Origin of the sequence: Enterococcus sp. E4-223, assembly GCF_035727065.1 — a bacterium.
In the GTDB taxonomy this organism is placed as follows: Bacteria; Bacillota; Bacilli; order Lactobacillales; family Enterococcaceae; genus Enterococcus_B; species Enterococcus_B faecium.
Map to the genome: position 1 here is coordinate 438,002 of NZ_JAPMLH010000001.1, position 26,137 is coordinate 464,138.

Sequence of the window (26,137 nt, forward strand, 5' to 3'; positions counted from 1 at the left end):
AACACACGAATGATTTTACAAAAAAGATGCCAACCTTTTTGTTTGAATCACCCGTGTGCTGTTTTTATTATCAATCTATCTTTACTTATATTGTTCCTCCAAACGGCTCATCCACCAACCTAGTGCTGTACCGGCTATAAAAAGAACAGGACAAGCTAGTACCCCAGCAACTCCCAATCCCGCGTAATCGGTAGGAATGATCATAATCGTTGAAGCAAAAACTACACCTAAAATGAAATGGAATAGCTTGCTATATGCCTTTGAGAAAATGTAATCCATGATTTTTGACAATCCAAGAACACAAAGAATCCCACCAATTCCGATCGGCACAATCACTTCAAGTCGTACTTCTTTAAATCCGTCAGCCATCGCTTTATACAATCCCATATACACCAAAAAATTAGAAGGGCTCAATCCTGGGACGATCATACCCAAACCAATCAATCCGCCGGCAATCAGCCATGTTCCAAAATTCTGATCGACTTGCCCGTCAAATAATTGAGCGCCGTATAATAAAAACAAATAAGCCAGAACAAAAGTAACAACCATGATGATCACATCAGAAGTATCTCTTCCTTTTTTCCCTGCTTCTTTCCATAACGCAGGAACAGTTCCAGCGATACATCCGACAAAAAACCATAATATCGTTGTTTCATACGCACCTAATAAAAAACTGACTAAAAAAGAAAGTAGAAAGATGCCTGTCACTCCGCCTAGACCAACAGGCAGAAAAAACAAAACATTTTCTTTGAAATTTTTTGTAAGGTGGGCTAAAAAAGAAATCAGCCGCTCATACATGCCAAAGACAGCTGCTAATGCACCACCGCTGACTCCTGGCAAGATAAATCCTGAACCGATAAACATTCCCTTCACAAACCGTAACATCCAGTCTTTGGTTGTGTACCCCACTTTTTGATTTTCCATTTTTTGCCTTTTTTCCACTATTTGCGCACTCCTTCTTTCAACTAATTTTATTCATGATTGAACATTTCCTGCTATTTTACTTAAAGACTTTTTCATAGGTCTCTATTATTTTTTCATTCATTTTGACAATATCAGGATAAAACATGTTACCTCCATTATGATAGAGATAGCCGCCATTGTAAAGCAAGGACTGGATCCGCCAATATCGGTATTGTTTCCCTTCCTCATTTCCTAAAAGTGGGCTCAGCACATCTTTAGAATACGCTTCTGCTAATTCTACTGTGTTTTCTCCGCCATGATTTTTTACATAGGCAATATAATCTTTCCCAAAATTATATGCTTGGACAGCTGTCCATAAATCGCATCCTTGTTTCTTTGCTTCTACTATCATTTCCGCCAAATATTTGACACCTTGATCAATACTGTCAGCTGGATTATCAATGATCTCAGCTTCTCCATGCAGACTTTCCGAGCTCTGCATGAGATCTGTCCCTTTTCCTTTTGATTCGGTCAATATTATCGCCTTGATCAAATTCTCGTAGTTTTCCATATGATAATTTTTTGCAGCTGTTGTTATTTCTATTTGATAGCTTTCCACTCGTTTTACCGAACGATAAGTTCTTCCTCCTAAAAACAACACCGCACCAATAACAGTCAGAATGATCATGTAAAAAAGAATACGGATAATAGATAATCGTTTTCGCTTCATTTCATCACCTAGTTATTTTGACATCTTTTTTTATCTTACTATTTCTTTATCTTCTTGGCTATTTCTTCCTTGATTTCTGTGTACGCCTTAAGAAAAAATGAATTTTCCTGTATTTTTTGTCATCTTACGAAAATGATCGTTGTTTTTCAGTAAAAACAATTGCCCAATGACTGATATAATCGTTATACTTTACACAGTAGGTGATTATGTGAAAAAAGAAAAGAAATATGCAAAAATGCCAGATGGGAGCGAAATTTACTATGAAAAGAGCGGTCAAGGCTTCCCTCTCTTTTTACTGCATGGCAATGACGGCAGCGGCCGCTTTTTTTCAGAACAGGTCCCTGTACTCGAACGCTACTATACCGTGTATCTAGTAGATAGCCGAGGACATGGTCGTTCGACAAACGAAGCATCTATGTTGAATTTTCAGTTAATGGCCGAGGATCTGAATACGATCATGTTGCTGGAAAAAATCGATCAGGCAGATTTTCTTGGATTTAGTGATGGAGCAAATCTAGCACTGGTATTTGCCAGCAGCTTCCCTAAAAAAGTTCATCGATTGATTTTAAATTCTGGAAACACGCTTGTTAAAGGCGTTCGTTTTTCTGCCAGAGTCATCAGTAATATTCATTATGCATGGGTATGGTTACTCTCTTTATTTCGCCCAAGTCTTCGCAAAAATCTTTTAGTTATCAAACTTTTGCTGCATGACATCGGGCTTACAGAAAATGATTTAAAAAAAATCAACTCCCCCACTTTGATCATCGTGGGAAAAAAAGATGTAATCAAGCTAAAACATTCTTTGTATATAGCTAAAACTATGCCAAAAGCTTCCTTTGTGCTTGTGAAAGAACAAGGACATGAATTAGCTAGAAAAGATCCTGAACGCTTCAATCGAGAAGTTCTTCAATTTCTTTCTGAAACATAACTATTAGGAATAGAAGGTGATTTATTTGTTAAAAAATACCATACAATGGCTGAAAAACCACCTAGGACTGTTCAAAACAATCTTTTTGATTTCTGTCATTGTTATTATTGTCGGTGAATTGATGTCCATCGGTAAAACTCTATCTATCCAGCAATTAGGAGAAACGTTTGCCACTATACCTGTATGGAAAAGCGGACTTATGCTGTTGATTGGTCTTGTCTCTGTGTTACCTATGATTGGTTATGATATTATTTTGAATCGGATGCTTGAACAAAAGCAGAATCCTCGTTACTTGTTTGAGACAAGCTGGCTGATCAATACAATCAACAATATTGCCGGTTTCGGCGGGTTTGTTAGTGTGGGGCTTCGCTCTGAACTATATGGACAAAAGAAAGAGAGCAGAAACGTGATCCAAGCATTATCGAAAGTTTTCTTGTTTTTGATGGCTGGACTTTCTATTTACAGTCTGCTTTCTTTTTTACTTGTAGTCTTCACGCCAGTTGCTCCTTTTTTGAAGCAATATTGGATATGGTTGATCGGCGGCGGTCTATATTTTCCTGTCGTCTTTTTATTTACTACTTTCAAAAAGAAAGGATTCCTTGGTGGTACCTCACTTAAAACTCAAGGACAGCTATTGCTAGTTTCATTGTTGGAATGGACCGGTGTCCTGTTTAGTTTCCTTTCTGTTGGTTATTTAATGGAAATCCGGATTGATCTGTGGCAAACAATTCCGTTATTCATTGCTGCTTCAGTGATAGGAATCGTGTCTATGATTCCAGGAGAAATTGGGAGTTTCGATGTAATGATGATTATCGGGTTGTCCGCTATTGGTGTGCCAAGAGAAATAGTCGTTGTGTGGATCTTGCTCTATCGCCTGTTCTACTACATCATTCCGTTTTTGATTGGAATCGTCTTTTTCTTCAAAAATATCGGTTCCACTTTTGATCAGCGTTATTCTGGTATCCCTAAACAATTAGCAACAGAAATTGCGCATAAAATCGTGGTTGTCTTATTATACTTTTCTGGAATCATGCTAGTACTTTCTGCCACTATCCCGCAAGCTTTTACAGAGTTTCGCTGGCTTCATAGTTTGAACCCATTGAAATTTCATTTTATTATCCAATTTCCTAGTATACTATTGGGATTTCTTTTAATCATTATGGGCAGAGGGATCGCAGCACGTGTGAAACGAGCATATTTGCCTACAATCTTCTTGATTGTTCTAGCTTTACTTTATGTTTTATTAAGTGATTTTAGTTTCACACCGGTGGTTTTCTTGTCTATTCTGCTTCTGATCATTCTTGCTTCTAAAAACGAATTATTTCGGGAACAATTGATCTATTCATGGGAGTGGCGTACGATCGATGGAATCATTATTGGTGCACTGTCCTTGCTTTACATCGTTATTGGAGTATACAATCTGCCGGATTTCCCTCATCGGCGTCACCATTTTATTTCCTTTTTCTTATTTCCTTCTGAAAAGATTTGGTTTTCGGGATTGTTGGCCATCATCGCTGTTAGTTTCATGATCGTTCTATTTGTTCATTTCCTTCAAGGAGAAAAGAAACAGATTGGCGAAGCCTTTAATGAAGAAAAGGCCCTGAAGATCCTTACAACTTATGGGGGAAACTCCGATAGTCAATTGATCTTCTTAAAAGATAAGCGGATGTTTGCCTATGAAAAAGACGGTGAACCAACTGTTCTTCTCCAATTCGCTTGCTTCAATAATAAATGTATTGTAATGGGTGATCCTTCTGGTAAGAAAGAAGATTTTCCAGAAGCAATCGAAGCTTTTATCGAAGAAACAGATCGACTATGCTATTTACCAGTTTTCTACGAAACAAGCGAAGAGATTGTTATGATTTTGCATGAATTCGGCTACGATTTCATTAAGATGGGGGAAGAAGCTTATGTAGACCTGAATAGTTTTACAACTTCAGGGAAAAAAATGAAGGGCACTCGTGCTGTCTTGAATCGGATCGAACGAGAAGGATTTACATTTGATGTCTTACAACCACCATTTTCTACTGAGCAAATGAGTACTTTCAAAAATATCTCTGATAATTGGTTGGGTTCACGAAAGGAAAAAGGGTTTTCTTTAGGCTTTTTCTCTGAAGATTATCTACAAAGAGCGCCTATTGCAGTTGTCAAAAATACCCAAGAAGAAATTGTCGCTTTTGCAACGATCATGCCTACTTACACGAACAATAAAGTAGGAACGATTGATCTGATGCGATATGATCCTAAAAAAGCACCTTCTGGCAGTATGGATTTCTTGTTCTTGCATTTGTTTGCCTATATGAAAGAAGAACATATCCAATGGTTCAATTTAGGGATGGCCCCTCTTTCAAATGTCGGAACTTCCAGAAAGAGTTTTTTACAGGAAAGGATTGCATACTTGGTTTACGAGTTTGGTTCTCATTTTTATTCTTTCCATGGATTAAGAGAATATAAAAGCAAGTACGCTACAAACTGGGTCTCACGTTATACTCTATATTCTAGAGATAGTTGGATTGCATATGTTATGATTGCTTTGCTGATTATTGATAATGCGCCAGTTGAGCAGACACAAGGTAGAATAAGTGGTTTGAAAAAATGGATACGAAGAAAGTATTAAAAACTGCATACCGATAGATGAACACTCTCATGATGAATAAAAGAGACTGAAGTAAAACGAAAGTTCATGCTTCTACAATCTCTTCTTATACAATTGAAGAACAAAGAGCGGTCCAAACAGAAATCCTGTTTGGACCGCTCTTTTATTTTAAACATTTTTCATTACCAAAATATTCGAGTCGCGTTTCTTATGCTTCGATCTCTGTAACGATACCTGAACCTACTGTCCGTCCGCCTTCACGAATTGAGAATGTCGTTCCGTTTTCAACAGCGATTGGATGGATCAAGTCAACATCAATCGTCACGTTGTCACCAGGCATGACCATTTCTGTATCTTCTGGCAATGTGATTGTTCCTGTAACATCAGTTGTGCGGAAGTAGAATTGTGGACGATAGTTGTTGAAGAATGGAGTATGACGTCCACCTTCTTCTTTTGTCAACACGTACACTTCTGCTTTGAATTTTGTATGTGGAGTAATGGAACCTGGTTTAGCAAGTACTTGTCCACGTTCGATATCGTCACGTTGGATCCCCCGTAACAACACGCCTACGTTATCCCCAGCTTCCCCGTAATCTAACGTTTTACGGAACATTTCTACACCTGTTACAACTGCTTTTTGTGTTTCAGGTTTGATCCCTACGATCTCTACCTCATCACCGACACGAACAGCACCACGATCAATACGACCTGAGGCAACAGTTCCTCGACCTGTAATTGAGAAGACGTCTTCCACTGGCAATAGTAATGGTTTATCTGTATCACGTTCTGGTGTTGGGATATATTCATCTACTGTATCCATCAATTCCATAATAGCAGCTTCAGCATCTGGATCGCCTTGCAATGCTTTTAATGCGGAACCTTTGATCACAGGAGTGTCATCGCCTGGGAAACCATATTCGCTCAATAACTCGCGAACTTCCATTTCTACCAAATCGATCAATTCTTCATCATCGACTAAATCAACTTTGTTCAAGAAAACAATCAGGTATTTTACACCAACTTGGCGTGACAATAAAATGTGTTCACGTGTTTGAGGCATCGGACCGTCAGTTGCAGAAACAACTAAGATTGCACCATCCATTTGTGCTGCCCCTGTAATCATGTTTTTCACATAGTCCGCGTGTCCTGGTGCATCAATATGCGCGTAGTGGCGTTTTTCTGTTTCATATTCTACGTGTGCGGTATTGATCGTAATCCCACGTTCACGTTCTTCTGGAGCTGCATCAATACTAGCATAGTCTTGAGGATTTGCTAGGCCTTTTTTGCCTAATACTGTAGTGATCGCAGCAGTTAAAGTAGTTTTCCCATGGTCAACGTGTCCAATCGTACCAATGTTAACGTGTGGTTTACTTCTGTCATAATGTTCTTTTGCCATAATTTACAAACCTCCTAAATAATATAGATCACTGAAAAATTTCAGCTCTCACCTTTTTATTATAGTCTTTTTTTGACTAAATCAAAAAGAATACGTCCGACTTACTTTTTGTAAGATTCGAACTAAGCTTATTATACGTCAATATTGGTCAAAGTCAACTAAGAGCACTCGCTTGTCTTATACGCGAAAAAAGTACCTTTTATAAATAAAAAAATGTGTTTTTTGAGAAAAACTTCAAGATAGTCCTTAACTTTCTTTTGAAGCAATAAGAACAAAATGAGGAAAAGTTTAAAATTCAGCTGTTGCCAACAACTTTCAATAGACGAAATCTTCTATTTCGTTAATAATAAGGAAAGAGGTGAAGTACATGAAAAAATTAATTGGCGTACTTGTCGTTTTAGGCATATTTCTCGGCGGAAGTTTTGCAGCTTATCATTATTTTTACGGCGGCGAAGCTTATTATACAAAAATCACGACGAATGGCGAAATGTCAGCTACCCAAGCAGATAACGGAGAGAAATTCACGACTTATACCTACAAGCAAGCGGCTTATAATAAAGATGGTGAAAAAAAACAGGTGACGCTTCGCGAAGAAAGAGAACATCCATTAAAGATGAATGCGTATCTTAAACTCAAAGTCAATCCTCGTAAAGGTGTATTAAGCTGGGAAGAAATAAAGGCTTCTGAAGTGCCTAAAAATGCGACAGAAAAAATCGATAATTAGTAAATGGTCTTAAAATTTTATTAGATAAAAAGAGGCTGGGACAGAAGCGTTTAACTCCAAGAAATAAGAAGGAGTTGCTTCTGCTTCCGCCGTTTATACGTGTTTAGAGCGTGAGACAAAAATTGTTCTTTACTTTTGTCTCACGCTCTTTTTTTGTTATATTCGTCTTTTCCGATCCTTCTCTTGACACAATTCATTTAACTGATCACTGGTACTTGAACACCTAATGTTCTAGTCATTTTTATAAACGATTCAATACTTCATCCACATTTTTGATCATCACGGATATCGTACCATCCGGATTATTCACAAATTCAATCAAATCTGGGTTGCGATATACATCTACTGGTACGATCAGTTCGATCCCGTTTGATAGCTTGAATTTTTGTTTTCCAAATTTTTTCTCAGAAATTTCTTGTACTTCTTTTACAGGAGGTGCTTCTGGGACAAATCCTTGCTCTTGTACTTCTTCTTTAAAAGCCATTTTTGCCGTGATGTTTTCCTTGAAGACTTTTTCCGCAATCATCTCATGATCCAACCGACCTTTTTCTTCTATCGTATCATAGACAGCTTCTTTCAAATCAGCCATGATATCAAATTCTTCTGTCTCAAATTTTTTTCCAAGATGCTTGGCTACTTTTTGGATCACTTTTACATTTTCTTCTAAAGAAGGTGCAGGAACACTTTCGATCACTCTTCCAGAAAAATAAAGTTCTTTTTTGCCAGAAAACTCATATTTTTTTTCAATTAATTCGTAGGTCCAATCAGTCAAATTCACAGCGAATGCTTCATCTGCTTTTTGTGTTTTCGCCCCTAGAATTGCTCGATTCAAAATCAAGCGGTTGTCGATCCCTGCTTCGTCTGCTTCAACAAAGTGAGTGTAAGCCTCACGATAATTGACTTTCAATAAAGATAAGTACATCACTGTATCTAATTCATACAAAACAACAAATACATCTGCACTAGGTGCTTCTTCACTTTCTTGGTAGATATCGAACCACCGCTGAACGATTGCTTCACTTGCTTCCACAAAATTTTCTTGAGCGATTTTAAGTGATTCAACGATCATGCTTTCTTCTGCTAGTTGTCCAGTTTTTGTTTGAGCAGAAGAGATTTTTTGGATCTTCTTTTGAAGAAAATCACGAATATATTCTTTTGTCAGATCCAGCTCTTTTTGTGAAAAGACTGGAGAACCAGTTTCTCTGTCAATAATATGCAGAATTGCTTTTTTTAAATAGATATCCATTTTCTCATTCCCTTCTGTCTTAGTTTACGGAAAAAAAATCAAAAATACCAGAATCAAAATCATTTTCTTTTAAACAAAAATTTCAAGAGTAGAAACAAAATGGATTCTTTTTTTCGAAAAATGCGCTACACTTATAGTTGAACGAATAAAAAAGGAGCTGAAAGTATGAATTCATTAACAAGCACTTATCGTCTATCAAATGGTTACGAAATCCCGGTAGTAGGATTCGGCACATGGCAAACACCTGATGGGAATGTCGCTGTTTCCTCTGTTAAAGAAGCGCTGGCTGCAGGTTATCGCCATATCGATACTGCCCAAGGATACAAGAATGAAGAAAGTGTCGGCCAAGCGATTAAGGAAAGTGGAATTCCTAGAGAAGAGATATTCTTGACAACAAAATTATGGAATGCAAACCACAGCTATGAACTTGTGATGTCTTCTTTTGAAGAATCATTGAAGAAGCTCCAAACAGATTATTTAGATCTGTTTTTGATCCACTGGCCAAACCCTGTTGCTTTTCGTGATAATTGGGAACAAGCAAATGCAGATACATGGCGAGCATTTGAAGAACTGTATGAAGCAGGTAAAATCAAAGCAATCGGTGTGAGCAATTTCTTACCCCACCATCTAGATACACTAGCAAAAACAGCAAAAATTATGCCGATGGTCAATCAAGTTTTCCTTGCACCAGGCGAATTACAGCCAACTGTAGTTGAGTATGCAAAAAAACATGATATGATCCTCGAAGCATATAGTCCATTAGGCACTGGTAAAATCTTCGATGTGCCCGAAATGAAACAAATCGCTGAAGCACATGACAAGACGATTGCACAAGTTGCTTTGCGTTGGTCGCTGCAACACGAATTCCTTCCTCTTCCTAAGTCAGTGACACCAAGCAGAATCAAAGAAAATACTGAATTATTTGATTTTGAATTAACAGAAGAAGAAATGAAACAAATCGATCAGTTAGATGGTGTAGTCGGCAAAGCAAAAGACCCAGATACTACCCAATTTTAAGTCGAAAGGTGATTTTATGGATCCAATCGAACGCTTGAATTCTCTCTCGGAAGAAGTTACCCAGACTTTTCATTCCGATTTTGTCTTTTTGATCGATGCAGAGAAAATCCAACATTTTCCTGCAAGAAACTGGACACATGATCAAATCATCGAAGAACTGAAAAAACGGTTCGATCATTCGCTAATGGTCAAACCCTGGCACGAACATGAAGTCATTTATTCACCTGAACTACCTGTTTTTGCCTTGATACCGAAAAAATAGAAAGAATGGAACGGATTATGTATATATACATAATCCGTTCCATTCTTTCTATTTTTCTTTCAAAAAACGGGAAAATACGCAAATTTTTCTGTTGTAATTTGCGTATACGCAAGTTTTTTTGCATTACTCCTTTTCATTTGGCTGTTTTTTTCTTATAATCGAAAGGGTATGAGCGAAGGAGAGAACATATGAAGAAAAAACAGAAACAAAAATTATTAAATCAATTCCGTCCTTCATTGGATGGTGTAAGAGGACAATTATTCCGTTCTCTAGAAGAAGAGAGCTTGCGACGTTATGGTTTGCCGTTACAAGTCATGCTTGATCCCAAAAACCGTCAAATCTTAACGATCGGATTAGCTGGGAAAACAAATGAAGATACACGGATCAACGTGCCAATCGATGACAACTTCAATACTGTATTAAAGAGAATTCGTTCAGGAGAAAACGGGATTTTCGAACGATTCCGTGACAATCTTCTTATTGAAATCGTGTCTTACTGGAATGATCAACGATTGAAAAACGATGAACCAACTGCGCAAGCTGTTGCGACACCAGTTACAGAAGAAACAGTCAGTGTGCCAGAAGAAAAAACGGAAAAACCAAAAGCGGACACAACTGAAAATACATGCTCAACTGATACGAATGCCGCTTTAAGTTTTGCTGATTTTTCAAAAGCCGTTGCTGAGTATCCTAAATTTTACACAGAACAAAATGAACATGAAGTAGTTATTAATGAAAAAAATGCTGATGAACCTCGTAAATTAGCAACTATTTCTATGACTACTGAAAATGAGTTCGTTATCGAAAAAGCACTCGAACGGAAATACAAAGTCAAATTGACTTTGATTCCTTTGATCGAACAATTTGCAGCGACAGCGATTACTGATCGATAAAAATTCTATTTGTCATAAAAGGCTGGGATTTAAAATCCCAGCCTTTTTAGTCATATAATAATTTCTACAGCAAGTAAAAAGAAATTCCTTCTAACATCAGGCTCAAATATCAGCTTGACCTGTCCAACAAATCACCTATGATCCTACAATATTAGGCGACTTCTCTTCTATCTGAAGATATCTTGGAGTTGCCTGATTTCTTAAGATGCCTAACCTTAACTATAAAAAATTCTAATAATAAACATATTTTCTGATAGAGAAAAAAGCAAGATCTGCAGTAAATAAAATAACTGTAAATCTTGCTTTATTCTTCTAAAGATATTGCTTTTTTATTTTTCCCGGATTTTTTCCAATATTTGTATAGCTGTCTGCTGGTTCATCTTTTCTGCTTCACGTAATTTTTTCGCAACTTGCTCGATTTCCTCACCAATAGCCCCAATTGAGATCGCTAATGAACGAGCTTGAAGTCCCATGTGGCCTTTTTGGATTCCTTCTGTAACTAATGCACGCAAAGCAGCCAGGTTTTGAGCTAACCCTACTGCAGCAATTACTTGTGCTAGTTCCTTGGCTGAATCAATATCTAACATAGCTAAAGATGCTTTTGCTTTTGGCAGGATATTGGAAGCTCCGCCTACTGTGGCAACAGCCAAAGGCACCGTTAGTTTTCCAACTAGTTTATCCCCTTTGATCTGCCAGTCTGTTAATCCTTGGTATAATCCATTTCTTGCCGCGTAGGCGTGGATCGAAGCGCTAACCGCACGTGTATCATTTCCTGTAGCTGCCACTACAGCTTCTATACCATTCATGATCCCTTTGTTGTGCGTTGCTGCACGGTAAGGGTCAAGCTTCGCATATTCCCCTGCCTGTTGGATTTTTTTGGCAATTTGTTCACCGATTTCTTTGTTTCTCCCTAAACGTTCGAATGGGATTTCACAACAGGCAGAAGCCAATGATTCTGTAGCAAAATTACTTAAAATACTGAATAGAATCTCTTCTTCAGGGAACCACTCCCGTAACTTGTTTGCCACACTCTCAAGAATCGAGTTGATCATGTTAGCGCCCATTGCATCTTTTACATCCACTAAAAAATCAATAGATAAGTATGCATGGAAACTCCCCATGAATTCCCGAGTAGAGATATCTTGAACACCGCCCCCGCGTTTCACGATTGAAGGATAACTTTCATTTGCACAAAGAATCAGCTCTTCTTTTCGATGATTAACTGCATTGATCACTGCTTGATACTCCGATTTTCCTGATAGAACGATTTGCCCTCGCATCAGCCGCTGAGGTGTTTCTGCGCAGATATTTCCACAGATTTTTGCACCATTACTTGCAGCTGCAATGACAGATGGTTCCTCTGTTGCCATCGGAATCCATTTTTTCTTGCCATTGATTTGAAAATTCTGCGCGATGCCCATTGGGATTTCCACTTCACTCACTTGGTTTTCGATCATGTGATCGGAGAGCTCTTCAGAAAGTGTTTGTTCCTGAAAAATCAACGCAGTTTCTTGTGTCAATACATTTTTTTCTATTAATTGACTGCGCCGTTCAGATGGCGTAAGCTGATAAAACTTTTTTTTTTGCACATCCTTATGTGTTTGCTCCATATTCGCTTCTAACAAGACTGCCAAGCCTAAACCTCCACCAATACATAATGAAGCAATACCGTATCTCTTCTGTTCGCGAAGCAATCCGTAAGCTAATGTAGTCAAGATACGTGCACCGCTTGCACCAATTGGATGGCCTAATGCGATTGCTCCTCCATATATATTGACCTTTTCTTCATCTAACTGCAGTTCTTGGCTAACTACGATAGAAGAAGCTGCAAATGCTTCATTGATCTCAAAAAGATCGATTGTTGATAAATTCATTCCTGATCTATCTGTCAATTTTTGAATGGCTTTGATTGGAGCGATTCCCATGATACTTGGGTCAATACCGACCTCCGCTACTTCTTTGATGGTTGCTAAATAAGGCAGATTATTATTTTCTGCGTATTCTTTGGATGCAAGGATCACCACAGAGGCACCGTCATTCAACGGGGAAGCATTTCCTGCTGTTACAGTTCCTTCTTCTGAGAATACTGTACGTAACGTGCCCAGTTTTTCCAATGTACTATTTCCACGAACTGCTTCATCCTCAGATAACACGTCTTCATCAGAAATCTTGACTGGGATGATCTCCTCAGAAAATACACCGGCTTCGACAGCATGTGCTGCTTTCAACTGGGACGACAAGGCATAGCGATCCTGCTCTTCTCTGCTCACAGAAAATTGTGTTGCAACCTTCTCTGCGGTTAATCCCATATGTGCATTTGAAAATGCGTCAGTCAATCCGTCGTTGACCATACTGGAAATTGGTTCACCATATTCATTTGTTTCTGACTGATACGATTTCAGCATAGGTGCTTGAGACATACTCTCTGTTCCGCCGGCTATCACAAGTTCTGCTTCACCTAATTGGATCAGCTGGCGTGCTAAGATCACTGCTTTCATACCAGATCCGCAAACTTCATTGATCGTCATTGCTGGGACATCTACAGGGAGACCGCTGTTCAAAGCAATCTGTCTGGCAACATTTTGACCATTACCAGCTTGCAGGACATTTCCGAATATTACTTGATCGATTTTATCTTTTTTCAGTTTTGTTTTATCTAATAATCCTTTAGTCACAAGTGTGCCTAATTCAACTGCAGTAAATGGACTTAAACTTCCGCGATACTTTCCTATCGGCGTTCTTGCAGCATCTATCATAACGACTTCTTTCAAGTAAGCCACCTCCTACAAAAATATACCATTCTTTGCTGTAAAAACAAATAGCTCTTGTTCCAGTTGTTTTTTTCTAAGATTAAATTTTAACAATCCTTAAATATTCTCTTTTTTATATTTCTTTTAATCTTTTTATGATACCTTAGTAAAGTAAGTTTTTTATCATAAGTAAAGAGGTGTTGAAATGAAAATAGGGATTGATCGTCTTTCCTTTTTTATTCCTAATTTATATTTAGATATGACAGAGTTGGCAGAAAGCCGTGGGGATGATCCTGCAAAATACCATATAGGGATTGGTCAAGACCAAATGGCAGTCAATCGTGCAAATGAAGACATCATTACACTAGGAGCAAATGCTGCCAGCAAAATCGTAACAGAAAAAGACCGTGAGCTAATCGACATGGTCATCGTCGGAACAGAATCCGGGATTGATCATTCAAAAGCGAGTGCGGTAATTATCCACCATTTACTGAAAATCCAATCTTTTGCTCGTTCTTTTGAAGTAAAAGAGGCTTGCTACGGTGGCACCGCAGCTTTGCACATGGCGAAAGAATATGTCAAAAATCATCCAGAACGAAAAGTACTAGTCATAGCAAGTGATATTGCTCGTTACGGCTTGGCAAGCGGTGGTGAAGTGACGCAAGGTGTCGGTGCTGTTGCGATGATGATCACTCAAAACCCGCGTATTTTATCGATTGAAGACGACAGCGTATTTCTGACAGAAGATATCTATGATTTCTGGCGTCCAGATTATAGCGAATTTCCTGTTGTTGATGGTCCTTTATCTAATTCTACGTATATCGAATCATTCCAAAAAGTTTGGAATCGACATAAAGAATTGTCGGGTCGAGGACTCGAAGATTATCAGGCGATTGCTTTCCATATTCCGTATACTAAGATGGGAAAAAAGGCATTGCAAAGCGTATTAGACCAAACAGACGAAGAAAATCAGGAACGTCTTATGGCTCGCTATGAAGAAAGCATCCGTTACAGCCGACGAATCGGTAATCTTTACACTGGTTCATTATACCTGGGGCTAACTTCTCTACTGGAAAATTCGAAATCACTACAGCCAGGAGATCGCATCGGTCTATTCAGCTACGGTTCTGGTGCAGTAAGTGAATTTTTTACAGGTTATCTGGAAGAAAACTATCAAGAATATCTCTTCGCACAATCTCATCAAGAGATGCTAGATTCTCGAACACGGATCACTGTTGACGAATATGAAACGATTTTCAGTGAGACGCTTCCTGAACACGGAGAATGTGCAGAATATACTTCAGATGTACCTTTTTCGATTACAAAGATCGAAAATGATATTCGTTACTACAAAATATAATAAAATCATAAAAAGAACCCTTCACGAGTCGTGAAAGGTTCTTTTTTTATCTGCGGACCAAAGGAGCAGTCTATAGGTCAGCTTAGTCGTACTAAGAATTTCTCGTTTTTCACTGAATAGTTTGCGAATGTACCTAGTCACAACAGGATCTTTTGCGTACGCGTCATAGTATAGCTTCATCAATTCTTCAGTAATTGATTCCTGTGTAAAATAAGTAAAATCTTTTTTCTTCACTTTGAATCCTTCATCAATTAAGTATGTTTCAAATTGATCCATTACAACTGGCGATGTATTAGGATCTTCTTCTATCATTCCTAGTTGCTTTTCGATAGGATAAAAAACATCATCGATTGATTCCACTACTCTGATTATCACGCACCATTTGCTTGACTTTTTCATCAATTTTTCTAATTGAATAAGATGTACCAATGCTGGATTTGCTGCTGTAAAAACCATTTCATATGTCTCATTTGATTGGATAAATTCTTCTAACGACTGTTTGATAAAGGAAACATTTGGCAACTCATTTTTTTCTGCTTCTTTTTTTGCATTTTCTAACATTCCTGAAGAAAAATCGATCAAATCATAGCGATTAATTTCTTTTGCTAAGGAAAGAAATCTGCCAGATCCTCCAGCAACGTCTGCTGCTGTTTCAGCAGGCAGGACTTTCTCCGTTTTCAGATAATTTTTTACATCTTCAGCAATAGTTACTTGCGATTCTTGCTGGATTTCATAATATTCTTCAGCAAATTCATCCCATTCTTTTTCATTCATTTGATTTCCTCTAATTTTTTGTTATATGTTTTCACTTTTCGGAATAAATTATTCTCCTCTTTTATCTATTCTATCTCTTTTGATGAATAATAAAATGATTGGCTTTCCGTCTATCATAAATAAAAAAAGGGACTGTGACCAAAGTCGTGTCAAAGTCCCTCTTTCCGAATAAACAGTGTCCAATCAGATGACCCTCAGTATTAGCTCAAAATGCTGATTTTACAACTTCTTCCTTAAACGGTGTTCTCCTGCCAACTCTTCGGTCACAAGTCACAATATTCAACAAACATGAGAAGCTGTTTGTTGAAATTGCACCTTGTGACTCAGAATTAAACGGCAGGCTCACAACCTCGTTGATTCGTTTTATTTATTTCCTTGTACTCGTACAATGATCAATTTAGTGATTTCCATCAAAACAATTGTCACAAGTGCGATTCCCATACATGTAAAGACTTCTGTCAATCCAAATGCTGATGGGATAGAGAAGACTTCTTTCAGTCCTGGGATCATTGTTAAGCAGTAAAGCGCGCTACATACAACTACAGCTAGTAAGACACTTCTGTTAGAGAAGAACCCTGCTTGGATAGCTGTTTGTGTGTTTGAACGTGCTGGGAATGTTTGCAATGTCCGACACCAAATCAATGTTGAAAATGACATGGCTACACCGAATTCAGGTGAATGCTGCATGCCAAGCCATTGAGCAAAGATAACAGCAATCCCAATCAGCACACCACGATACGTTACAGAAATCAATGTTTTGTCCGTAAAGATTCCTGAATTTGGATCTCTTGGCGGGCGGTTCATCGTAGCAGGTTCAGCTTTTTCTGTACCTAATGCAATTGCTGGCAGTGAATCATTGACTAAATTGATGAACAACAGTTGTAATGCTGTAAATGGATTGGACCAGTCAGCAACTAAGGCAAAGATGATCGCAATGATCGCACCTAAATTTCCTGCAAATAGATAAGAAATAGCTTTCTTGATATTATCAAACACATTACGTCCTACTTCTACTGCGCTGACAATAGAAGCAAAGTTATCATCCGTCAATACCATCGCTGCTGCATCTTTTGCCACATCTGTACCCGTTCCCATAGCAATTCCGATGTCTGCTTGTTTCAATGCTGGTGCGTCATTTACACCATCACCTGTCATAGCTGAGATATGACCTTTATTTTGCCAAGCACGAACGATACGAATTTTATTCTCAGGTGAAACACGTGCATAAACAGTGACTTTTTCTAAAACTTCGTTTAGTTGATCTTCTGTCAATTCATCTAGTTCCGTCCCGGTCAAAGCCAGGTTTCCTTCTTCAAAAATCCCGATTTGTTTTGCGATAGCAACAGCTGTTGTTTTGTGGTCACCAGTAATCATGATTGTTTTGATTCCTGCACTTCTTGCTTCTGTTACCGCCTGAGTCACTTCAGCACGTGGAGGATCGATCATAGCAAGCAAACCAACAAGGATCAAATCGTCTTCATCTTCAAATGATAAATCAAAATTATCAAGTGGACGGTAAGCAAAAGCTAGTACACGTAATGCTCGTGTTGAAAAAGCTTCATTTTGCTCTTGGAATTTTTTCATCAATTCATCCGTCATCGGAACGACTTCACCATTTAGCAATACTTTTTTACTGCGTTGGAAGACGATATCTGGTCCGCCTTTGACAAATAAGTAATTTTCGTTATCGATCGTGTGTCCAGTAGACATTAATTTTCGATCAGAATCGAAAGGAAGTTCTGCTTGTCTTGGGTAGTTGTTTCGGATTTCCTGATAAGGCTGGTTTAATTTTTCACTAAAGTCGATAAACGCTACTTCCGTAGGGTCGCCCAATTTAGTACCGTCTTCACTGATCGATGCATCATTCGCTAAAACACTGATTTCGATCAAGCGACGTTCGTCAGCTGTCCATTTTGAAGGGTTATTTGTGAAATCCCCAGTATCGCCATTACCTAAAAAGTAGTCAACAACTGTCATTTTGTTTTGTGTCAATGTACCAGTCTTATCTGTACAGATGATACTTGTCGAACCAAGTGTTTCAACTGCTGGAAGCTTCCGAATAATGGCATGACGTTTTGCCATTTTATTCGTTCCCAAAGATAACACGATTGTTACGATAGACTGTAATGCTTCTGGAATAGCAGCTACGGCTACGGCTACGGCAAACATCACTGCGCTGACGATATCTGCAGTCATATCTCCTGTACCTTCTCCAAGATAAATACGAAACAGTTGGATACCTAAAATCAATAAAGACAATGCCAAAATAGCCAAACTTAGTTTTTTACTGAATTTATCCAGACCTCGTTGTAACGGAGTGACTTGCTCAGTTGTTGATTCCAAAAGGCCAGCAACTTGTCCGATCTCCGTATTATTCCCAGTTGAAGTCACTAAGAATTTACCGCGTCCGTAAGTTACGATCGTTCCACTGAATACCATATTTGTACGATCTCCGATTGGTACCGTACTTGTGATATCCGTTACTTCTTTTTCTGCAGAAGTCGACTCTCCTGTCAGCATACCTTCATCTACTTTTAATGATCCCGCATCTAGTAAACGTCCATCAGCAGGTACATAATCGCCTGCGTCTAACAACACGATATCTCCTACCACAAGTTCGTTTGCCGGAATCGTTTTTTCCTTACCATCACGAATCACTCGAGCATCGGGCGCTGAAAGGTTTTTCAACGCTTCTAAAGAACCTTCTGCTTTTTTTGTTTGGACAACACTGATTATAGAATTCAACATCAATACTGCAAAAATAACTAAGAATTCGATGTAGTCACCCATGACCATCTGAATCAGTGCGACAATCAGCAATACGATAACCATTGCATCTTTGAAAGTTTCTAAGAACAATTTCCAAGTTGGCTTCTTCGGCTTTTCTTTTAGCTGGTTCAAGCCATCTCTTTCTAATTTTTCCTTCGCTTGCGTGGTGCTCAATCCATCGGTTGAGCTCTGCGTTTGCTGCATCAACGAGTCGATCGTTTCTTTATAGACCGCTTGTTGTGCTTGTTCCTTGTTTTCCAAATTTCATCCCCCATTTTTTGATCTTGGCCCTAGTCCTGTCTGAAAAAAAAGAGACCTAAGACAAATACGCATTTGTCTTAGGTCTCACCATTTCATACAATACCAGAAAACCATTTGGTTAACTTACTGTTGATATTATCGCAACAAACGTTGCCGGTTACTCCCCTAAGGAGATATTCAACTGTACTAATATCCTACCTTATTAACCTACAAAAAGCAACTACTTTAGCCCGATTTACCTACATTTTCATGAAAGGAGTGAAAAGTATATTCACCTTGGTAGGCTTCTTTCTTCTATCATGCTATACTAATGTTATTGTATGTAAGGAGGAACATTTTTGTGGTATCTAGTATTATAACCGCCCTTTATCTATTAAATGCACTTATTGCTTTGGTGGCTATTTTGATCAAACCCCGAGATGTAGCAGCCATTTGGGCATGGCTCTTAGTATTGTTTGCCCTTCCTGGGGTGGGTTTTGTATTATATTTATTTTTCGGACGTGGATTAACGGATAAGAAAAAATTCTATCTCCGACAAAGTGACTTGAAAGAATTAGAAAACTTTCAGTCTTTTAGAGGAGATACCATTGAACATTACGATCCTGACATGGGCGATAAAGACAAACAGCAATTTGTTGACTTCTTCTCTTCATTAAATCGTATGCCGCTGACAAGAATGAATTCTGTCACTCTTCTCACAGACGGACAAGAGAAATTGGATTCACTGCTTCAAGATCTAAAAAAAGCCAAACATTCGATCCATATCGAATATTACGCATTTGTGACAGATAATATCGGCCAGCAAGTCTTACATGTTTTAGAAGAAAAAGCCGCAGAAGGCGTGGAAGTTCGAATATTATATGATGCATTTGGCTCTCATGGCACAAAAGCAAAAGATTTCAATCGTCTAATCAAAAATGGTGGACATGTCCATACATTTGTTACCTCACAAAAGGCATTACTTCGTTTCCGATTGAATTACCATGATCACCGAAAAATCGTTGTGATCGATGGAAAGATTAGTTATACCGGTGGTTTCAATATTGCCAATCAATATGTAAATACAACAAAAAAATTCGGCTATTGGCGCGATACGCATATACGGATTTTCGGTGCCGCTTCTTCTTTGCTCCAGCTTCGCTTCTTAACAGACTGGAACGTCTCGGTACCTGAAGAAAAAAAGGTCGGCTATCATTTGAATTATTTCTTTAAAAAAGCAGATCGAGATGAATCTAAGCTTGCTGAAACATCCATCCAGCTTGTTTCAAGCGGACCGAATAACGAAAGGGAACAAATCAAGCTTTCATTTATCAAATTGATTACTTCTGCTAAAAAGCGTGTTTGGATACAGACACCTTACCTTGTTCCTGATGAAAGTGTCATTGCTGCTTTAAAAATCGCAACTGCCTCTGGTGTAGATGTGAAAATCATGATTCCCAACAAACCGGATCATCCTTTTATTTATCGAGCAACACAATATTATGCTCGGCAGCTGATCAAGGAAAATGTACAAATCCTTGTCTATGAGAACGGCTTCCTCCATGCAAAAACATTGATAATGGATGATGAAATCTGCATGGTAGGTTCAGCAAATCAAGATATTCGTAGCTACAGATTGAATTTTGAAACAAGTGCTGTCATTTACGATCCTGAGTTTTTAGAAGAACTTGCTACTCAGTTCAAAGAAGATGAGACACATTGTTCATCCATGACAACTGAAACAGTTAAAGAAATGTCTAACTGGCTATTATTCAAGCAACAAATTTCTCGATTATTTTCTCCAATCCTATAATTTTTTTATTCAAGTAGAGAAAAATATACTAAGATTAAAGGGACTGTGACAAAAATCTTGTCACAGTCCCTTCTTCCGAACAAACGGTGTTCTCCTGCCAACTCCTCGGTCACAAGTCACAATATTCAACAAACATGAGAACTATTTTTCCGTTTGTTTCTCTAATACTCAGAACAGGACGCTGATCTCACAACTTCTTTCTTTTACTCTAATTCACCAGCTGCCCAATGATTGATGGGTCCATATTTGTGCCCTACATTTATTTCTTCACGAATTGCACGGTTTACATAGTCTTTTGCCAATCGGATCGCTTGTTCAACTGTTTTTCCTTTCGCTAACTCAGCTGCAATACATGCAGATAGCGAATCGCCAGTTCCGTTGATCCGGTCGGTAGGATAAAATGGTGCATTTAACCAAAATGATTTTCCTGATTCGAGCAATACGTAGTCATTGACTGTTTCTTGCTGCGCATCTTTAGCATGATGTCCTTTGATCATAACGTTTTTTGCACCCATATCTTGCAGTTCTTTTGCTGCTTGCACAAAATCTTCTTCAGCTGCTAATGTCCGTCCAGTCAGCTTTTCTGCTTCATAAAAATTAGGTGTCAGTACTTCGGCCAAAGGGACAAGCTTTTCTTTCAAGCTTTGCAAAGCAGATTCTTCTAGTAAAAGATTTCCATGTTTCGTTACGATTACGGGATCCACGACTAATGGTCCAAAATCATATTTTTGGTAATTTTTTACAACTGTCTCAATCAACTTTGAATCTGCTAGCATACCTGTTTTAGCTGCACGTATTTGAAAGTCCTTCGCAATCAGTTCAAATTCTTTGTCGATAAAATCTGTTGGCAATGTCACACTTGCTCCGATTCCGCAAGAATTACCTGCAACACATGCGGTCATGACAGAAACACCGTAAACATTTCTTGTAAAGAATGTATGCATATCTGCTTGCATCCCTGCGCTTCCATCGCTATCTGATCCTGCGATCGTCATTGCTTGTACATACTGATCTTCCATCAAATCGATTCCTCCATTTTTATAAAAAGATTTTTCATAATGCTGTTACTGTTTCTACCATATGTTTTTCAAAGTATCCCTCAGTAAATATACCACTACCTTTTCTTGGTAATCAAATTTATTTGAAAAAACATTTGTAATAAATCAGAAAATAGTTGTCGTTTGTTTGTATTCGCTATTCTAATAATAAATAACCACTATTTGATTTATATATATTTCAGTATCCTTCTTGTTTTCATATAACCAAAGGCGCTATGATTTCCATATGAAAAAAATAAAGTCAGGTGAAAAAAATGAAACTTGAGGATAAAAAAGTCATTTTGAAGAAAATCAAACGACTACCAGACCAAATAGTTGGCTATACGATCTGTTCTTTCAAAAAAGACAGGAGTATAAAAGCTTATACGCAAAACACAGAAAAAGGAATAATCTATTTCCTACATGAAGAAGGTTACGATACCCAAACCTTTATGTTTACTGAAAAAAAAGAATTTCATAAACAGATGAAAAAACTGATTGAAAAAGAATTTCCAAGAAGTCATAAACTCTATGTGAATCAGCAATTTTAACTTCTAACTGTTCTTTATTAATTAAAAATGTTCTGTAATAAAATAAAACTTTATAACAACTATAACAAAACAGAATACAAAACATAGGTTCTATAAGTTATAATCATAGTTGTTAGGTGATTTATCTAGTAAAAACACCAGATTTCAAATTTCACACAATTTAAACTAGATCAATCATCAACCTTCTTCAAATTGTTAGAACCCTTTCCCGAGGAGCTGCAGCATAAGCAAAAAAACAAACAGGAAGCCAAATGGCTAAGACATTTTTTCTATTAGTCTAGTTGTTTCTCGTCGCAAGTTTAAGACTTTAGAAAGTTATTTCTAATGATGTTTGGGTTGTTTTGATCAAAGCTTATGCACAGCTCCTTACCTATTATTTATCTCAACAGATCTAACAAATTAATGGACTATTTAAGGAGTTTTTTTATGCTTACGATCTATTCTTCTCGCACACATAGTTACCATCTGATGGCAAACTGGCTGAAAGACCATCAAATGCCTTACAGAGAACGAATTTTCACACCTAAACAGCCTTTAACAAGGAAAGAGATATTTTATTTATTGTCATTAACAGAAAACGGATTTGACGATCTATTAGCTAAACGCTCGATTGATTATAAAAATTTGAAAGATCAAATCGACCAATGTACGACCTCAGAGCTTGTCGATCTGATCGTCTCGCATTTTACTTTGTTACAACGTCCCATCATTACTGACGGAAAGAAATTATTAGTCGGATTCAATGAAGATAGCATGCGTCTTTTTATCCCTGTACAATGGCGCAGAAGTCAACTGAAATCTGTCTATAACGATTTTACATGGGTAAGCAATCTAGAAAATTCTACGGATTTAGATGATGAATTTTTAAATTATTATATATAAAAAAGACTGTGACAAAAGCGTGTCACAGTCTTTTTTTCTACGCCGGATAAATAGAATATTTTTACAAATCTGAATACATTCACCAGTAATAAGCACTTTGAGTGAATTGACGATAAGAATGACGGACCAGACTGCCATAAATGATCAAGAAGACTCCCGTTCCTACCGTAACAAAAAATATAGAGGCACCGATACTACCATCCATATACCACATTAAAGAAGCCAAAAGTGGGAAAAGTGAAAAAATACATAATCCGATTCCTGCAATCAGTGAGAAGCCAAAACTTCGCTGATACCCTTCTTCTTTTTCTTTTGCTTCTGCTAATACTTTTTCAGGTATTTTCCGATGGTGCAAAAAGTGATTTAAACGTGTGATTTTCATACCAGAAGCAATAAAAAAACCGACAGCTAATGCTATACCGAAAATCAGACAAGAAATACCCATGAACACATATCCTGCTGAACAAAAGAAAAGAAAACTTGCAAAAGATAAGCTAATGAATAGAACACCTGATGCCACTTGGAGACTTGCCGCTCTGTATTCTTTCCAGTAGTTTTCTGCTTCGCTTAAATAAATAGAAGCTGTGTTTGTTTCCGTCTCGTCAGCTTGATGTTTTTTTTCGACATCTAGTTCTTCTAATAATTCATCGATTGAACCAAATGTCGAAATTACTGTACCGATGGCCTCCTGTTCATTTTTTCCTTCTCCCATCAATTCATGATAATGGTCTTCCATATTTGCCAACAAATCAGTTTTCAGCTTATCTATCTCGGTACTTTGAGGTACTCCGATAAAAAGACTGTCTAAATAATTACGGATTGTATCCATTTAATTTCCCTCCAAAAATTGATCGACTACGTCTTTCGTCGTCAGCCACTCTTGCTTTTTTTCTTCTAAAAGATTACGCCCTATTTCAGTGATTTTATAATATGTCCGCTTTTTTCCATGAGTCACTTCTCCAGGATACGAAACAATCAGTTGATTCTTTTCTAAACGGGCAAAAACGGAGTAAAGTGTTGTCTCTTTGATCACATAGGAATCATTTGTCCTCTCACGAATCGTTTTAGAAATTTCATATCCATAAGAATCGTTTTTGTTAAGGATCGATAAAATAATCGCATCATTGTATCCGCGTATTCCATCACTTGAAATCATTTTCTTTCCTCCATATTACTCCATCTGTCGTTGTAATTAGAATAGCATGATTACTTCATCAGGTAAAGTAATTTTTTACAAAAAAATAAAAGGAACAGAAAGCAAAAGAAGCGTTATGCTTTTTTGCTTTCTGTTCCCTTAATTTATTTATTTTACAACCATGACGTTACATGATGCGTGGTTGACTACATAGGAAGTAGTGGAACCTACTAGTGCACGTTCTACCGCATTCAGACCTGTCGCCCCCATAACAATCAGATCGATTGGTTCTTTCGATTCATGGAAATTAGCAATCAGTGTCTTTGGATAACCGTAAAGAACATATGTCTCGATATCTGTCAGGCCTTTTTCAATTGCCAAGTTTCGATGTTCTTTCATCTGGTTTTCCGCAACCTCATCCAATTCTTCCTGAAGGCTTGTTGTAACAAATGCAAAATCACCAAAGTAATTGCCTGTTACTTCATTGACATACAGGATGTGCAACGTTGCCTGATTTCGTTTGGCAATCGTGATTGCCTCAAGAAATGCTTTTTCTGCCTTTTCAGAACCATCAATTGCTACTAAAATATTACGATAAGTATCTACCATTGTAAACGCCTCCTTCACTGTTAGTGTAGCACGATTACAGTGTTAGAACAAACATTTTGTGAACGTTTTATCAAAAAATATCAGGCATCAAATCCGTTTTTTTCAGAGACCGTTTTAAACCAGCGACCTGATTTTTTGATCGTCCGTTTACCGTCTTGTGCCAAATCAACAGCGATAAAGCCATAGCGATTCTTATAAGCATTTGTCCAAGACCAGTTGTCCATACATGTCCACATGTGGTAACCCACACAATTGGTTCCTTCTTGGATTGCTTGATGGACGTATTTCAAATGATCCGTAACAAACTCGATCCGGTAATCATCTTCAATAATTCCTTCGCTGTTAACAAATCGTTCTTCTCCTTCGACCCCCATCCCATTTTCAGAAATATAGCATTTGATATTACCATAGTTTTCTCTTGTATTCGTTAAAATATCATAGATTCCTTTTTCGTAAATTTCCCATCCACGATATGGATTCATTTTTTTATTGGGCATGTCGTAATTATCAAAATAATCATCTGGCATGGGGCTATGTTCGTGATTGATTGGAGTTTCTTTTGCTTTGATTCGACGAGGCTGATAGTAATTGATTCCTAGCAGGTCAATCGTGTTTTCACGGATGAGTCCTAGGTCTCCTTCATGGATCTCTGGCATTATAGCCAATTCTTTGACAATTTCGATCAACTCTTGTGGAAACTCTCCTTTCACTGCAGGGTCAAGGAATGATCGGTTGAAGAATGCGTCAGCGATCTTCGCCGCTTTTACATCTTCTGGGTTCGTTTCATCTCTCGGATAGCTTGGTGTCAGATTCAAGATGATTCCGATCTCACCATCATGTCCGCCTTCATGGTAGGCTTTGATTACCTTTGCGCTTGCTAGATTCTCATGATAGCCTACTTGGACCGCTTCTTTCATATTGATATGATTTGGATAGTGGAATTGATACAAGTAGCCTCCTTCTACAGGTACGATTGGTTCATTATGAGTAAACCATTTTTTGACCAGATCTCCAAACAGTTCAAAGCACGCTGCTGCATAAGAAACATAAGCGTCGACCGTTTCTCTTGATAACCATCCGCCTTTTTCTTGCAGTGGTAGTGGCATATCGAAATGGTAAAGGTTCACAAAAGGTTCAATACCATTATCCAGCAATTCAGTAAAATAATCTCGATAAAAAGAAACAGCTTTTTGATTGATTTCACCTGTCCCTTCTGGAATCAAACGACTCCATTGGATAGATGTACGAAATGTGTTATGGCCAGTTTCTTTCATTAACTGAACATCTTCTTTGTATTTTGTGTAAACTTGCGAAGTTTTTTCAGGTCCTACTTGATCGAAGAATTTTTCAGGCTCTAATTCATACCAATGATCCCAAATATTTTCTCCTTTACCATCATCACTTACTCTTCCTTCTGTTTGCGGTCCGCTAGCAGCAGAACCCCACCAAAAATTTTCTGGGAATGTGTAGGTTTTCATTTTTTTACTTCCTCTCTTTTTTCTTGATACCGTAATCATAACGA

Annotated in this window: 22 protein-coding genes; 10 read left to right on the forward strand and 12 right to left on the reverse strand. The window is 37.9% G+C overall.

Annotated elements, in window-relative coordinates; translation table 11 throughout:
• Positions 1-81: 81 nt before the first annotated feature.
• Together OS139_RS02180 and OS139_RS02185 are read right to left on the reverse strand one after the other, a co-directional pair.
• Positions 82-942 carry a DUF368 domain-containing protein gene (locus tag OS139_RS02180; RefSeq protein WP_002298152.1) on the reverse strand — a complete coding sequence of 287 codons (861 nt, stop codon included), beginning with the start codon at positions 940-942 and terminating at the stop codon, positions 82-84.
• Positions 943-1,000: 58 nt separating this feature from the next.
• A complete protein-coding gene (locus OS139_RS02185) occupies positions 1,001-1,633 on the reverse strand; it encodes a lysozyme family protein (protein ID WP_002289460.1) in 633 nt (210 codons plus the stop codon).
• Between the two features lie 166 nt (positions 1,634-1,799).
• On the opposite strand from OS139_RS02185, the gene OS139_RS02190 reads away from it, so the two are divergent.
• A complete protein-coding gene (locus OS139_RS02190; protein WP_325066779.1) occupies positions 1,800-2,561 on the forward strand; it encodes an alpha/beta fold hydrolase in 762 nt (253 codons plus the stop codon).
• Between the two features lie 25 nt (positions 2,562-2,586).
• Positions 2,587-5,178, forward strand: coding sequence for a bifunctional lysylphosphatidylglycerol flippase/synthetase MprF (gene mprF / locus OS139_RS02195; RefSeq protein ID WP_002300997.1), 2,592 nt, complete (start codon positions 2,587-2,589; stop codon positions 5,176-5,178).
• Positions 5,179-5,365: 187 nt separating this feature from the next.
• Here mprF and tuf read toward each other — a convergent pair whose 3' ends face one another.
• Positions 5,366-6,553 carry an elongation factor Tu gene (gene tuf, locus OS139_RS02200; protein ID WP_002289463.1) on the reverse strand — a complete coding sequence of 396 codons (1,188 nt, stop codon included), beginning with the start codon at positions 6,551-6,553 and terminating at the stop codon, positions 5,366-5,368.
• 367 nt (positions 6,554-6,920) lie between these two features.
• On the opposite strand from tuf, the gene OS139_RS02205 reads away from it, so the two are divergent.
• Complete coding sequence (locus OS139_RS02205; RefSeq protein WP_002331872.1) at positions 6,921-7,277, forward strand: YxeA family protein; 357 nt, start codon at positions 6,921-6,923, stop codon at positions 7,275-7,277.
• A 241-nt stretch (positions 7,278-7,518) separates the two neighbouring features.
• On the opposite strand, the gene OS139_RS02210 is transcribed toward OS139_RS02205, so the two are convergent.
• The gene (locus OS139_RS02210; protein WP_002294378.1) at positions 7,519-8,523 is read right to left on the reverse strand and encodes a nucleoid-associated protein; all 1,005 of its coding nucleotides are present in this window, start codon (positions 8,521-8,523) and stop codon (positions 7,519-7,521) included.
• A gap of 165 nt (positions 8,524-8,688) precedes the next feature.
• Here OS139_RS02210 and OS139_RS02215 point away from each other — a divergent pair, with 165 nt between their 5' ends.
• From OS139_RS02215 to OS139_RS02225, 3 genes are all read left to right on the forward strand, one after another.
• A complete protein-coding gene (locus tag OS139_RS02215; RefSeq protein ID WP_002306953.1) occupies positions 8,689-9,540 on the forward strand; it encodes an aldo/keto reductase in 852 nt (283 codons plus the stop codon).
• 16 nt (positions 9,541-9,556) lie between these two features.
• Positions 9,557-9,802, forward strand: coding sequence for a hypothetical protein (locus OS139_RS02220; protein ID WP_002289275.1), 246 nt, complete (start codon positions 9,557-9,559; stop codon positions 9,800-9,802).
• A 188-nt stretch (positions 9,803-9,990) separates the two neighbouring features.
• Positions 9,991-10,695, forward strand: a complete 705-nt coding sequence (locus OS139_RS02225) for a hypothetical protein (protein WP_002331874.1) — start codon at positions 9,991-9,993, stop codon at positions 10,693-10,695.
• Between the two features lie 329 nt (positions 10,696-11,024).
• Here OS139_RS02225 and OS139_RS02230 read toward each other — a convergent pair whose 3' ends face one another.
• Entirely contained in the window at positions 11,025-13,466 is a 2,442-nt protein-coding gene (locus tag OS139_RS02230) for a hydroxymethylglutaryl-CoA reductase, degradative (protein WP_002306954.1), read from the reverse strand.
• 184 nt (positions 13,467-13,650) lie between these two features.
• Here OS139_RS02230 and OS139_RS02235 point away from each other — a divergent pair, with 184 nt between their 5' ends.
• Positions 13,651-14,805, forward strand: coding sequence for a hydroxymethylglutaryl-CoA synthase (locus tag OS139_RS02235; protein ID WP_002289270.1), 1,155 nt, complete (start codon positions 13,651-13,653; stop codon positions 14,803-14,805).
• Between the two features lie 21 nt (positions 14,806-14,826).
• Here the strand turns inward: OS139_RS02235 and OS139_RS02240 are convergent, their stop codons facing one another.
• Both OS139_RS02240 and OS139_RS02245 read right to left on the reverse strand, forming a co-directional pair.
• Entirely contained in the window at positions 14,827-15,579 is a 753-nt protein-coding gene (locus OS139_RS02240) for a class I SAM-dependent methyltransferase (protein WP_002289269.1), read from the reverse strand.
• Between the two features lie 363 nt (positions 15,580-15,942).
• A complete protein-coding gene (locus OS139_RS02245) occupies positions 15,943-18,609 on the reverse strand; it encodes a cation-translocating P-type ATPase (protein WP_002331875.1) in 2,667 nt (888 codons plus the stop codon).
• Between the two features lie 340 nt (positions 18,610-18,949).
• On the opposite strand from OS139_RS02245, the gene cls reads away from it, so the two are divergent.
• Positions 18,950-20,401 (forward strand): cardiolipin synthase, encoded by a 1,452-nt coding sequence (gene cls, locus OS139_RS02250; RefSeq protein ID WP_002306957.1) that lies wholly within the window; start codon positions 18,950-18,952, stop codon positions 20,399-20,401.
• A gap of 203 nt (positions 20,402-20,604) precedes the next feature.
• Here the strand turns inward: cls and thiD are convergent, their stop codons facing one another.
• Positions 20,605-21,420, reverse strand: coding sequence for a bifunctional hydroxymethylpyrimidine kinase/phosphomethylpyrimidine kinase (gene thiD / locus OS139_RS02255; protein ID WP_002306958.1), 816 nt, complete (start codon positions 21,418-21,420; stop codon positions 20,605-20,607).
• A 293-nt stretch (positions 21,421-21,713) separates the two neighbouring features.
• Between thiD and OS139_RS02260 the strand changes: the two genes are divergently transcribed.
• A complete protein-coding gene (locus OS139_RS02260; RefSeq protein WP_002306959.1) occupies positions 21,714-21,989 on the forward strand; it encodes a hypothetical protein in 276 nt (91 codons plus the stop codon).
• Positions 21,990-22,415: 426 nt separating this feature from the next.
• Positions 22,416-22,871, forward strand: a complete 456-nt coding sequence (locus OS139_RS02265) for a Spx/MgsR family RNA polymerase-binding regulatory protein (protein ID WP_002289471.1) — start codon at positions 22,416-22,418, stop codon at positions 22,869-22,871.
• Positions 22,872-22,950: 79 nt separating this feature from the next.
• On the opposite strand, the gene OS139_RS02270 is transcribed toward OS139_RS02265, so the two are convergent.
• The 4 genes from OS139_RS02270 to OS139_RS02285 form a co-directional block, all read right to left on the reverse strand.
• On the reverse strand, positions 22,951-23,700 hold the full coding sequence (locus OS139_RS02270) for a permease prefix domain 1-containing protein (protein WP_002306962.1): 750 nt from the start codon (positions 23,698-23,700) through the stop codon (positions 22,951-22,953).
• The gene (locus tag OS139_RS02275; protein WP_002289468.1) at positions 23,701-24,027 is read right to left on the reverse strand and encodes a PadR family transcriptional regulator; all 327 of its coding nucleotides are present in this window, start codon (positions 24,025-24,027) and stop codon (positions 23,701-23,703) included.
• Positions 24,028-24,174: 147 nt separating this feature from the next.
• A complete protein-coding gene (locus OS139_RS02280) occupies positions 24,175-24,615 on the reverse strand; it encodes a universal stress protein (protein ID WP_002289467.1) in 441 nt (146 codons plus the stop codon).
• An 80-nt stretch (positions 24,616-24,695) separates the two neighbouring features.
• On the reverse strand, positions 24,696-26,093 hold the full coding sequence (locus OS139_RS02285) for a glycoside hydrolase family 1 protein (protein ID WP_002331876.1): 1,398 nt from the start codon (positions 26,091-26,093) through the stop codon (positions 24,696-24,698).
• Positions 26,094-26,137 lie beyond the last annotated feature (44 nt).